Source organism: Rhodanobacter sp. 7MK24 (assembly GCF_014842995.1).
Taxonomy (GTDB): domain Bacteria; phylum Pseudomonadota; class Gammaproteobacteria; order Xanthomonadales; family Rhodanobacteraceae; genus Rhodanobacter_A.
Map to the genome: position 1 here is coordinate 143670 of NZ_JACYXL010000006.1, position 12662 is coordinate 156331.

General features: G+C 64.6%; 8 protein-coding genes. 3 read left to right on the forward strand and 5 right to left on the reverse strand.

Annotated features, from left to right (window positions below; all coding sequences use genetic code 11):
* Positions 1-2 precede the first annotated feature (2 nt).
* On the reverse strand, positions 3-458 hold the full coding sequence (locus IHE49_RS11725; RefSeq protein WP_192158049.1) for a YiiD C-terminal domain-containing protein: 456 nt from the start codon (positions 456-458) through the stop codon (positions 3-5).
* Positions 459-1033: 575 nt separating this feature from the next.
* On the opposite strand from IHE49_RS11725, the gene IHE49_RS11730 reads away from it, so the two are divergent.
* Positions 1034-1708: an AraC family transcriptional regulator gene (locus tag IHE49_RS11730; RefSeq protein WP_225578411.1), complete on the forward strand. Its 675-nt coding sequence runs from the start codon at positions 1034-1036 to the stop codon at positions 1706-1708.
* A 316-nt stretch (positions 1709-2024) separates the two neighbouring features.
* Here IHE49_RS11730 and IHE49_RS11735 read toward each other — a convergent pair whose 3' ends face one another.
* Together IHE49_RS11735 and IHE49_RS11740 are read right to left on the reverse strand one after the other, a co-directional pair.
* A complete protein-coding gene (locus IHE49_RS11735; RefSeq protein WP_225578395.1) occupies positions 2025-5198 on the reverse strand; it encodes a TonB-dependent receptor in 3174 nt (1057 codons plus the stop codon).
* Positions 5199-5860: 662 nt separating this feature from the next.
* A complete protein-coding gene (locus IHE49_RS11740) occupies positions 5861-7516 on the reverse strand; it encodes a protease pro-enzyme activation domain-containing protein (RefSeq protein ID WP_192158053.1) in 1656 nt (551 codons plus the stop codon).
* Between the two features lie 327 nt (positions 7517-7843).
* Between IHE49_RS11740 and IHE49_RS11745 the strand changes: the two genes are divergently transcribed.
* Both IHE49_RS11745 and IHE49_RS11750 read left to right on the forward strand, forming a co-directional pair.
* Positions 7844-8896 carry a proline racemase family protein gene (locus IHE49_RS11745; protein ID WP_225578396.1) on the forward strand — a complete coding sequence of 351 codons (1053 nt, stop codon included), beginning with the start codon at positions 7844-7846 and terminating at the stop codon, positions 8894-8896.
* Positions 8893-9927 carry an Ldh family oxidoreductase gene (locus IHE49_RS11750; RefSeq protein ID WP_192158055.1) on the forward strand — a complete coding sequence of 345 codons (1035 nt, stop codon included), beginning with the start codon at positions 8893-8895 and terminating at the stop codon, positions 9925-9927. Before IHE49_RS11745 ends, IHE49_RS11750 begins: the two co-directional genes overlap by 4 nt.
* A 100-nt stretch (positions 9928-10027) precedes the next feature.
* Here the strand turns inward: IHE49_RS11750 and IHE49_RS11755 are convergent, their stop codons facing one another.
* Both IHE49_RS11755 and IHE49_RS11760 read right to left on the reverse strand, forming a co-directional pair.
* Complete coding sequence (locus IHE49_RS11755) at positions 10028-11215, reverse strand: glycoside hydrolase family 27 protein (protein WP_343227576.1); 1188 nt, start codon at positions 11213-11215, stop codon at positions 10028-10030.
* Positions 11216-11273: 58 nt separating this feature from the next.
* Entirely contained in the window at positions 11274-12476 is a 1203-nt protein-coding gene (locus tag IHE49_RS11760) for an alpha-galactosidase (protein ID WP_192158057.1), read from the reverse strand.
* Between the last annotated feature and the right edge of the window lie 186 nt (positions 12477-12662).

A 12662-nucleotide genomic window follows, 5' to 3' on the forward strand; every position in this document is an offset into this window, starting at 1 on the left:
CTTCAATCGCGGCGTTTGGCGACGAAGCGCGCGGACAGCGTGGCGGCCGGCTTGCCGTCCGTGCCGGGTACGCTGCAGTCCACCTCGATGCGCGCCTTGCCGCGTGCCTGCAACGTATCGAAGAAACTGGCCCAGTCCGCGCCCGCAGTGAGTCGCGCCTCGGCATGGAAATCCGCCCATACCGGCTGCAGGTAGCGCACGGTGGACTCGCCCACGAAGACGTCGCAATGCTGGTCGCGCGCGAGCAGGGCGAGTTCCACCAGGCCCCAGCCGGTCAGCGTCATCAGACTCACCAGGCTGCCGCCGAAGGCGCAGCCCTTGTCGTTGACGTTCGGCGCCAGCGGTGCGCGCAAGGCCAGCCGATCTTCATCGTGCGCCAGCAGTTCGAGGTCCATCGCCCGCGCCAGCGGGATCTTGTCGCGGATGAAGCGGATCAGGTCGTGGGCTGTGTCGGTCATGCAGTCGATTGTAGTGTGGCACGCGCGGCATCCATGTCGTTTCAACGTGCCGTCGCAGTCCACGACGTGCGCCCGTCGCCGGCGAGGAGCGCTCATCACGAGCCCCGAAACCGGCAACGGCACGGCACTCGGCAGGAGGCGAGCACGCTGCCGTGGAAGGTGCGGATGTCGAGGCGTTCGCGCGGCGCGCCGGCGTCGATGACCGGCAACGCCGATACCGAGTCCGACCAGCGTGGCGCGTTCGCGCAGGTGTTCGCAGGCCTGCCCGCGGCTCCGTCTGTCATGGTGCAGGCCGGCGTCCATCGCCAGTCGGCCGGCGCGCCACATTGGAGGTCGAGGCAGCCAAAATGGCCCACGGCATTTCGTGCAGGCCCATCCCCACGCCGGGGCATTCCGGATACAGCGACCAGCCTTCGCCATATGCCGAGTTCTGCGCGGTGACCGCTAGGTCGCTCTACCGTTACAAGGTGCGGAATTCGGCATAATGGCCGTTGCCAATGCAGGCTTTTGCTAGCGTGCGTTCCCACTTCCATTCGCCGGAATTTGCCGTGGACGTGAAGCTTTCGGCCGAAGACATGCAGATGCTGTTCGACGCGTTGCCCGACGTCGTGTTTTTCGTGAAAGATCGTTCCGGCCGCTACACGCATGCCAACCTCACCCTGGTGCGTCGATTGCGGTTGAAACGGCGCGAGGAGGTGATCGGCCGCAGCGTCGCCGAGCTGTTCCCCAGCACGTTGGGCAGTTCCTACGCTGCGCAGGACAGGCGCGTGCTGGCTGGCGAGAGCATCGCCAACCAGCTCGAGGTACATTTGCTGCCCAACCGCGCGCCCGGCTGGTGCATCACCTGTAAATACCCGCAGCGGCAGCGTGGAGAGGTGTGCGGCGTGCTCGGCATTTCGCGCGACCTGCGCCATCCCGACGGACGCCATCCGACCTATCCGCGACTCGTGCGTGCGATGGAATACCTGCAAGCGCACTACGCCGAAGGCGTACGCGTGGGCGAACTGGCGGCGCTGGCCGAAGTGTCGGTGGCGCAGTTGGAGCGCCATTTCCGCAACGTGTTCCAGCTCACGCCGCAGCAGGCATTGACCAAGCTGCGCATCGACGCCGGAATGCGCCTGCTGCGTGGCGCGGGCAGCGTGGCCGACATCGGCCTGGCCTGCGGCTTCACCGACCAGAGCGCGTTCGCGCGCCAGTTCAAGGCCACCGTGGGCATGACGCCGCGCGAGTTCCGCAATCTGCACGGTTGAGTCTTGAGGAGTGCGGGCGCGGATGGCCGGCCTCCCGATCGTCGCGATTACCTGTCGCAAAGCCTGCAGCAAAGCGGCTTTTCATGAAGCGTGCGGCCATGGTCGCCATTTGTCTGATCTTCGCGACAGGCCGCCACAAAAACCGCGACGAAGCGGATTTTTCTGAAGAGCGCGGCCATGGATGGTCGCCTGCTTGATCTTGTGTTCATGGAGGAACACACAAAAAAAGCCACCCGTAACGGGTGGCAGATGGGGAAAGGGGTGCCGTGCGGCGGAAGTTCCGTTTCCGCCTGCATCCGGGTTGCGTCGGTTTCGATCAGTAGTCGTAGGTCACGCCCAACTGCACGTAGCGCGGCGCTTCCGTGCTGTACGGCATGAGGTAGTACGGGTAGGGATATCCGGAGGAGTTTTCGGCCATGTACTCCTGCTGCTGGACGGACTTCTGCTCGTTGAACACGTTATGCACCTGCAACTGGAAATCCAGCTTGTGGTCGGCGAAGGCCGGACGGTAGTCCACCTGCAGGTTCAACTGATGCGTCCACGGCGTGTTGCCAACGGAGCCGGGCGGCGAGGGCAGGCCGTTGCACATGTGGTAGCTGGCGCCGTAGCCGCCGGGATCGGAAGCCGTGGTGCCCCAGCCGGAGACCGGGCCGAAGGGGCCGAAGCAGGACAGCGGTGTGCCGGAAGCGACGCGGTAGGTGCCGCCGACGCTCCATTCCGGCGTGATCTGGTATGAGCCGTAGATGCGCAACTGGTGACGCTGGCTGTTGGCTTGCGGCCCGTTGGAGTACGCCATGATCTCCGGGAAATCCCACTGCACGGTGGCCGACTGCGAGCTGCCGCCCTGGCCGCCGGGCGAGAACACCGGACCTTCGTAGTCGCCGTAGCTTTTCGAGAAGGTGTAGTCGATCTTGCCCCACCACTTGCCGTCGAACGGATGCTCCAGATACGTGTCCAGCGAGTAGTAGCGACGCTTGAGCTGCGGCATCAGGAAGTCCGCCCACGGCACCTTCACCTGGCTGTAGCCGCCGCTGCCGTTCGGCACGGTCACGATATTGGTGACGCCCGGGTTGATCAGGGTGCTGCTCTTGAAATCGTTCGGATTGGTGGTTATCGCAACGCCCTGCTGGGCGGCCAACTGCGTCAGGATGGCGAAATCCTCATTCGGGAGAGAGCCACCTTCACTGCCGCTGTCCCAATCATCGATGGCGCGGCCCATTCGGTTGAGCGTGCCGCTCACGCCATATACCCAGCTCTGGTCGAGCATCTTGAATTGCTGCTGCGTGCCCAGCACGAACTGGTCCACGTATTCCGCCTTGAGGTTCTGCGACGCCGCCATCTTGGGGTTGGACGACGTGCCGTTCTCGCCGTTGACGTAATAGATCCCGTTCGGGAAGTTGCCCATGATGGGCTGCGTGCCCTGCGGCAAACCGTTCGCGTCGATGCCGGTGTACGTGTAGTACTGCTCCGTGTACAGCGGTGCGCTGGCTTGGCGCAGCGCCACGGAGGTGGGCATGGCGAGGTAGTAGCGGCCGGCGTTGCCGAACACCTTCATGCTGGAATCACCGAACACGTCCCAACTGAAGCCCAGGCGCGGCGCCCACTGCGGCTTGGTCAGGCGCAGGTAGGGCACGTTGTTCGGCGTGTAGTTGGTGAATTGGTCGTTGCGCAGGCCAAGATTCAGCAGCAGGTTTGGCGTGACCTGCCAGTTGTCCTGCAGGTACTGCGCATGCTGCTTCACGGACACGGTGGCGTTGGTGGCGTACACATATTTGTACACGGAACAGGCGGCGGCTTGACCACCGATGGTGCATGGACTGCCCACGCCCGCAGAGTAGCCGTTGGCCGTTGCGACAGCCTGACCCGGCGACGTTACGTTGTAGATCCAGGCATAGCCGGGGCCGCCAATGATCGATCCATCGTTCTTGTCGGTATCGTCGTCGTTGTCGATGCCGAACAGGATGTCGTGGTTGCCCAGCCTCCAGTCGAGGTCGATGCGCAGATTGCGCACTTCAGAGGAATGGTCGGGATTGTTTATCGAGCCCAGGCCGTAAGGGTTGTAGATGTTGCTGGCGTAAGCCGGGTTTTCGTTCTGGGTACTCCAGGTCGCCGGCAGGGTTTGGCCATATGCCGCCGCCGCCGAAGCCACCGGCTGGTTGTAGTAATACTCGCCATCCATCTTGCCGTAGGTGGCGTTCAGCGTCAGGTCGTCGGTGATGTACGAGGTGTACTTCAGGATGCCGATGGTGAAGGTGGTCTTGTCACGCTGGCCCAAGTTTTGGAGCGTGGTGCCTTGGGTGTGCGTTGCGTAGTCGTAGAGGTAGCTTTCGTTCGGGTCGTTGCCAACCTGATTGCGAATACCCGTGAGCGACAAGATGTTGCTGGAGTTGATGTTCCAGTCCAGCTTGGCGTAGAACTTCGGGTCGCTGTCCTTCCAGTAATACATGTAATTCGTGCTGCCCGGACCGCCATAGGCGTCGACGCTGTGCCCCTGCGACTTGTTGACCTCAGCCGACACGAACATGAACAGCGTGTCCTTGATCAGCGGGCCGCCGATGTAGGCGTCATAGACCGTGTTCCAACTGCTGTTGTCTTGGCGGTATTCGTAGATCTGTCCCGGTATCTGCCAGGCCAGCAGGTTGTCCGGGTTGGCGTAGTAGTAGTTGTCGGTGCTGCTCTTGGCGAACGCCGGCTGCCATAGCGCCTGGGCGCCGAAGTGCCAGTCATTGGTGCCGCTTTTGCCCACCTGGCTGATCACTCCGCCGGCCGAGCGGCCATACATGGCGCCGTAGCCGCTGGTCAGGGTCTGCTGCTGGTCGATGGAGCCGTAGGGCAGCGTGATGCCGCCGGTGTTGCTGAGCGGATCGGAGGTGTTGAAGCCGTTGATGTAGTACGCGTTCTCCACGATGGACGAGCCGTTGAACGAGATCACCGGTTCGCCCGTGGGGCCGCCGCCCAGCTTTGCGGCGCCGGAGATGGTGCCCGGCGCCAGCAGGGCGATGGAGCCCGAGTTGCGCGCGACCGGCAACTGGGTCAGCTGCTGCGCCGTGATGGTGAGGTTCTGCGTGGTGGAGGTCACGTCGATCGCGGGTAGCGCGTTCGCCGTCACCGTGACCGTGCTCAACGACTTCGCATTCGCATCGCCGCGCTGCAGGAAGTCCGCTTCGGACGCGCCGCCGGCGGCCGGGTTGACGTGGTCGTGCGACTGCACCACGGCGCCGTTCTGGATGAGGCTGACCGTGTAATCGCCGATCGGCACGGTGATCGAGTAGTGGCCGGTGCTGTCCACCGGCACGGCGCGGTTGAAGCCCGAGCCGCCGGTGACCTGCACGGTGGCGCCGGACGCGGGCGCGCTGCCGAAGATGGTGCCGGTGGTGGCCTGCGCCAGTGCCTGGCCGGTCACGCCGATACCGGCGACGATGGCCACAGCCAATGCCGTGCGGCGCAATGCCGAAGCGCGCACGCCCACATCGAATTTCATGACATTCATGAGATTTGAGAACTCCCCGGTGAAAGACTGGTTTCTTCCGAATGCACGAAACATGGCATCCCCATGCCAGCGCAACGTTGGTTGCGGCATTCGGGAGAAAAGGATTATTTGTAGACAGGACGAACTGGATTTTCAGTCGCTGCGACGACTGCAATCGTTTCGGCCAAATCGGGCCGAAAACCTGCGAATTCCGTTTCGCATGTCAGGCACGGTAGATCACGATTCGTGGATTTGTCTCGGCGCGATGCTGCATGTTGAATGCGGGAAATGGCATAAAGTATTTAATAAGACATTTTCCTGTCGAAGTCGGCATAAACGTGCCGCCTGATTGACGGCAACGGCTCGGCGGGACATCCGTCGCCCGCCCTTGGCACAGGCCCGCAGGGCCGAAATCGAAGGACGATTGCGATGGGCGTTCCGACTCCCTCGCTACTCGAAACCGGCGCCATCCATGGCGCTTCCCCGCATGCGCTTGCCGTCGCAAGCGGCGCTCGGTGAGAGCGGAAACCTCCGCCTAGATGCGCCCGGGGCGAAGTGTGTGCGCACCGTGTTTGCGGGTCGGATCTATCTATCGTTGCGGCATCGGGTCGTTGCCTGATGCAAAGCCGCCTCCGTGGCGCCGGCACGCGCCGGCGTCACGAAGGCGACAGACGACCCCGGACTTACCGCTGATACCGCATGGCGTTCGCCACCGAAGCGGCATTCCACGAACCCCAACCGGATGCCTGGTTGTACTGGCCCGGCACCACCGAGTACGCCCCGTTGCTGCCTCCCGTGAGGAAGTTGTAGCAGTCGAGGCAGTCGCCCTTGGTCTTTTTCACTTGCGCCGTGCCGATGTCGTAGAAGGTCTGTGGCCAGAAATACGGCGGGATGCCGCTCTGCAGGATCCTGGCATAGGTGCCGGCCAGCAGCGGCGCGGCAAGGCTGGTGCCGCCATAAACGGCCCATTGCTGCTGGAAAGTGCCGCTGCTGTCGACATAGCCGGTCACCACCCACAGGCCGGTGTTGGGATCGCCATCCATCACGAAGTCCGGCGTGCCGCGCATGCTGCCGACGACGTTCGCCACGACATCCTGGTACCAGGGGCGCTGCTCGGTCGCGGCCGGGCCGCTTTCGCTGTCGACCCACAAGGTTTCGTGGTCGTAGGTGCTGTACGAGTCGGCCGTGTTGATGAGGGTGGAAGCGCCCACCGAAACGACATAGGGCGAACTGGCCGGGAAGCCGGTGGAACTCGCGTTGTCGGAACAGTTCGGATAGCCGCCGTCGTCCTGGGTGACGGCGAACACGGTGAGTCCCTTGGCTATCGCCGCGTACAGCTCCTGGTCCCAGCTGTTGCGCAGATCCTGCGGGATATCCGAATCGCACGAGGCCGCAAACGACAGCGAGATGGTGGTGTGGTTGTCGTTGACGGCAGCCGTCACTGCCGTCAGCTCGTCGCTCAGGTCGGTCGAAGGCGCCGAGTAGAACGCGATCTGCTGCAGGCCGCCGCTCATGGCCGTGACGGCATCGATGTCGAGTACCGCTTCGGTTTGCGCCTCGTAATCGCCCGCGGTGTATCCGGTGGGATAGGTGATGGCGAGCGGAATCGGCGTGATGCCGTAGCCATTGGCCCAGGTCTGGTACAGCGCAGGGGTTTCACCCTGGTCGCCCACGCCGATGATCGCCACTGACTGGCTCAACGCGGGAGCCAATCCGTCAGCGTTGTAGAGCTGCGGAAAATCCGTCGGCGCATGCACGCATTCGCGGCAAGCCACGGTGGTGTCGCCAGACGCCGCTTGCGTGCCCGGCGCCTTCTTGCCCTTCGCCGAAACCTTGGCCGTGAGCTTCGGCCCGTTCTTTCCTGCCGTGGCCGCTTTCGCGGCCGACAGGCCGCGCTCGCTGTATGAGCGCAAGCCGAGCACCGCGCCGACCACTCCACTCAACGAAGCCGGAATTTGTACCGCATCGACATTGGCTATGCCCGAACCGTTGGCATTGGTCACCTTGTACAGCCGCGTGCCAAACGCCGACTGCACGCCGGATGCCGTGCCTTCGGCCGTGACGATCACATTGTCTTTCGACACGTGGATATTTCCGAAACCGTTGGCGCGGAGGAAGTTGACGACGCGCGCGGCATCGTCGCCGTGCGGCAGGTAGCGGGCCGCCAGGTCGCTGTCCGTCAGCGGCGCGTGCGCATGCGTGCGCACGAGGTCGGCCATCTGCCTGAGTTCGTCCGTGTCGTGCATCTTGAGCACGACGTTGACGCGAACCGGCTCGAACGCCCCCATCATGCTCGCCTTGTCGGTGGATTGAAGCTTGACGCCCTCCGCAAGGGCCACGTTCGTGCCACTTGTTGCGGTGCCGCTTGCCGGCGGACTGCCGGTGGCAAGCGCGATTCCCATTGCACTGGTACACGCCAACCCGCACACGGCAACCCTCATTGCCGTGGACAATGTCGTCTTCCGAATCATTTGCTCTCTCCCCGCATTGGTCATGGGCCAGACCATCGGACGATGGCTGGATATGTCGAGCCGAACATCAGCCAGAGCCCCTCATGCACTGACGGGTTGCAGTATTGAAACCATCGATGGCGGCGTCTTGATCGGATTCGTCCGGGAAGCGTGCGGAATTCGCACGGTAACGGCGCAAGGCGGCCGCACGGTGCCATGCTTGGCATCACCGTATTTGCCGGCACGATCACGCAAATGAGCGACTACGTCCGCCAGCTCCACACCGTCGACCTGCATACCGGCGGCGAGCCGCTGCGCGTGGTGCTTTCCGGATTGCCGCCATTGCCCGCGGGCACGATGCTGCAGAAGCGTGCCTGGCTGCGCGAACACCACGACGACCTGCGCCGCTTCCTGATGTTGGAGCCACGCGGCCACGCGGACATGTATGGCGCCTACCTGTTCCCGCCGGTCACGCCCGGCGCCGATTTCGGCGTGATCTTCCTGCACAACGAGGGTTACAGCGACATGTGCGGGCACGGCATCATCGCGCTCGGCAGGTTGCTGGTGGAACTGGGCATGGTCGAGCGGCAGTCGCCGCGCACGCGCATCGCCTTCGACGCACCCGCGGGTTTCATCGAGGCGTGGGTGGAATGGGACGGTCGGCACGCCGGACGCACGACGTTCCGCAATGTGCCCGGCTTCATCTACCGTCGCGACGTCGCGGTGCGGACGCGCGACTTCGGCGCGATCACCGGCGACATCGTGTTCGGCGGTGCCTTCTACTACTACCTCGCCGCGCCGGACGGGTTGTCCATCGCGCCCGAAAACGTGCGTACGCTGATCGAACTCGGCGCGCAGGCGAAAGCGGCCGTGGTTGCGCAGATACCGATCCGGCATCCGCTGGAGCCGGACCTGGACCAGCTTTACGGCAGCATCATCGACGGGCCGCCGAATGCGGCCTCCGCCGGTGCGGACCAAAGCAACGTCTGCATCTTCGCCGATCGCGAGGTGGATCGTTCGCCCACCGGCACCGGCAGTTCGGGTCGTGCCGCGCAGTTGTTCCTGCGCGGTCGACTCGGATTGAACCAGGCCTATGTCAATGCCAGCATCGTTGGCAGCCGCTTCGAGGTGCGTGTGGTCGAAGCCGTCAAGATCGGCCCGTTCGACGGCGCCATCACCGAAGTGACCGGCGAGGCGCACATCATGGGTTTCAACCATTGGGTGCTGGAACGCGAGGATCCGTTTCCGCAAGGGTTTTTCCTGCGATGAACACCGCATCCTCCGACACCCTGCGCGTGCCGCTCGACGAACTGGGCGAGCAGATCCGTGCCGCCTTGCGTAGCCTGGGCCTGGGCGAAGCGCACGTGCAGGCGATGGCACGCGTGATCGTCGCCGGACAGCGCGACGCCTGTCAGTCGCATGGCATCTATCGCGTGCTGACCTGCGCGCGGACCGTGCACGCAGGCAAGGTCGACTTGCAGGCCGAACCCGTCGTCGAATCCGACGGCAGCGCCGTGGTGCGTGTGGATGCGCGTCGTGCGTTCTCGCCGCTGGCCTTCGAGCGCAGCCTGCCGGTGCTGGCCGAGGCGGCGCACAGACACGGCGTCGCCGCGCTGGCGATACGCCACTGCTTCCACTTCTCCGCCTTGTGGCCGGAAATCGAGGCCGTCGTCGCGCACGGCCTGGCCGCACTCGCGCTCACGCCCAGCCACGCGTGGGTCGCACCCGCCGGCGGTCACCGACCGGTGTTCGGCACCAATCCCGTCGCCTTCGGCTGGCCGCGCCCCGGCCCGTATCCGCTGGTGTTCGACTTCGCCACCAGCGCGATCGCGCGCGGCGACCTGGAGCTGCACCGCCGCATCGGCACGCCGCTGCCGTCAGGGTGTGGCGTGGACGCCGACGGCCATCCATCGATCGATCCCGTCGCGATCGCCGGCGGTGCGATGCACACCTTCGGCGGCCACAAGGGTTCGGCGCTGGCGATGATGGTGGAACTCATGGGCGGTGCGTTGATCGGCGACTGGACCAGCCGCGAATCGCTGGACTTCGATCAGGGCGCCGGCGCCGCACCCTGCCACGGCGAACTGATTCTTGCCTTCGATCCTGCGCGTCTCGGCGGAGCGGACGCCGCCGATGGTGCGCGGCGCGCCGAGGAAATGTTCGGTGCGATCACCGCACAAGGCGCGCGCCTGCCTTCGCAACGCCGTTTCGAAGCGCGCGAACGCAGCCTGCGCGAAGGCGCAACGGTTCCATCGGGGCTTTACCGCGAGATCCTGGCCATGGCAGCGGCCGACGCGTAGCACGACGCGGTCAAAACGGCTCGAACAAAGAGAGTGCGTTGCGGGGCCCTTCGACCCCGCTACGCCGCACTGGATGTCCCGACGTTTCGGGAGCAGGCGCTCACTCTATCCGCAGCATCGCCACGCCATGCGACGGCACGTCGGCGGTGAAGCTGCCGCGTGCGGCCGGCAGATCCTTGTGCGTCCAGAGGTCGCGCACCTTCATGCGCAGCGAGGCCGGCAGGTTCAAGTCCGCCCAGTCCACGGTGATCGCGTGGGCGGTGGCGCCGCGGTTGAGCAACAGCACCGCGCGTCCGCCGCCCTTGAGCGGGCGCGCCCAGACCTCGTAGTCGCCCTGCTTGGCGACGCGGCTGGCTTCGATGCCCAGCGGGTCCTGGTCCACCGCGATCACCTCGCGGTTGGTGAGGATGGCCTTGGTCTCCGCGCTCATGTCGGCGAGGTCGTTGCCGGCCATCAGCGGCGCGGCCAGCATGGCCCACAGGCTGAAGTGGGACTGGTACTCCACGTTGCTCATGCCGCCGTTGCCCACTTCCAGCATGTCCGGGTCGTTCCAGTGGCCGGGACCGGCGAAGCCGTCCAATCCCACCTGCAGGTCGAGGATGGCCAGCACGCTGTGCTGGTAGCCGTCCTGGCCCGACCAGTGGTCGTAGATGTCGTCGGTGGTGCGCCAGAGGTTGCCGACGTTCTTCGCCCACAGCCACGGCTTGTTGACGCCCCACTCGCAGATGCTGAACACGATGGGGCGGCCGGTGGCGCGCAGGGCGTCGCTCATCGTCGTGTACGTGGACGGTGCATCCTGCGTATAGGTGGAGCACCAGTCGTATTTCAGGTAATCGACGCCCCACGAGGCATAGGTGCGCGCGTCCTGGTACTCGTGCCCCCAACTGCCTGGGCGCTTGCCGCAGGTGAGTTGGCCGGCGTCGGAGTAGATGCCGAACTTCAGGCCCTTGGCGTGAATGTAGTCGCCCAGCGCCTTCATGCCGGAGGGGAAACGCAGCGGATCGGGCCGGATGTTGCCCTTGGCGTCGCGCTCGCCCTGCCAGCAATCGTCGATGACGATATAGACGTAGCCGGCGTCGCGCATGCCGGAGCTGACCATCGCATCCGCCGCCTGCCGGATCAGCTTCTCGTTGATCTTGCAACCGAACCTGTTCCAGGTGTTCCAGCCCATCGGCGGCGTCAGTGCCAGTCCGTTCGGCGTGCGCGGTGGCGCGGACTCGGCATGCAGCATCGCTGCGACCAGACCGCAAGCCAGCACCATCGTCAACAGCATCCGCAATCGCTTCACCGTCCGTTCCTCGTGCAAAGAATCGTGTGAGCCGCGCACCGGCGGTGCGCGACCCGCGTCAGTTGTCGATACGAACCATCACCACGCCGTGCGAGGGAACCTCGGCGGCGAAGCTGCCGCTTGCGCGCGGCAGGTCCTTGTGTTGCCACAGGTCGCGCACGCGCATGGCCACGCCCCTGGGATAGCCGAGCATGTCCCAGTCCGCGGCGATACGGCTCGCCTGCGCGCCACGGTTGAACAGCACCACCGCTCGGCCGCCACCCTTGAGCGGCTTGGACCACACTTCATGGTCGCCATCCTTGAATACGCGCTGCCCCTGCACGCCCAGCGCATCCTGATCCACTGCAATCACTTCGCGGTTGGTGAGGATGACCCTGGTCTCCGCGCTCATGTGGGCGAGGTCGTTGCCGGCCATCAGCGGTGCGGCCATCTCTGCCCACAGGCTGAACTGCGATTTGTATTCCTCGTTGCTCATGCCGCCGTTGCCGATTTCCAGCATGTCGGGATCGTTCCAGTGGCCTGGACCCGCGTAGTGCGCCAGCTCGGCCTGCATGTCCACGATGTTGGTCATGCCGTTCTGGCGGCCTGCACGGCTTTCCCAGCCGTCATAGATATCGCCGGTAGTGCGCCAGAGGTCGCCGACGTTCTGCGCCCACAACCAATCCTTGTTGCTGCCCCAGTCACACTGGCTGAACACAATGGGGCGGCCGGTGGCGCGCAGTGCGTCGCTCATCAGCGTGTAGGAGGACTCGCCGTCCTGCGTCCCCGTGTTGCACCAGTCGTACTTGAGGTAATCCACGCCCCAGGAAGCGTAGGTGCGCGCGTCCTGGTATTCGTGGCCGCGGCTGCCGGGACGGCCGGCGCAGGTTTTCGACCCCGCGTCGGAATAGATGCCGAACTTCAATCCCTTCGAGTGTATGTAGTCGGCCAGTGCCTTGATGCCGGAGGGGAAGCGCCCGGCGTCGGCGGTGATGTTGCCTTCGGCGTCGCGCGGGCCGTGCCAGCAGTCGTCGATCACCACGTACTGGTAGCCGGCGTCCTTCATGCCCGAACTTGCCATCGCATCGGCGGCGGCGCGGATGGTCCGCTCGTCGATGTTGCATCCGAAGTGGTTCCACGAGTTCCAGCCCATCGGTGGCGTGAGCGCCAGCCCGTTCGGTTGCCGTGGCGGTTGGGGCGGCTGTCCTCCAGCATATGCAGGCGATCCGACGCACGCGAACCACGACAGCAGCATGAAACCCGACATTACCAACCAGCGCATCGACTTCTCCCCGGTGTGCGAAACGTGCAATGGAATGCATTCGGCCGACTTCGTGTCACGCGAAGTCGCACACAGCATAATGTCCGACAATAGAACAATTGTCGGATGATTTGGCCGGCCATTCAACATTGCTATGCAGCACGGGTGCCGCTTCCGCGGCACTGGTGGAAGATGGATTGCCAAGCG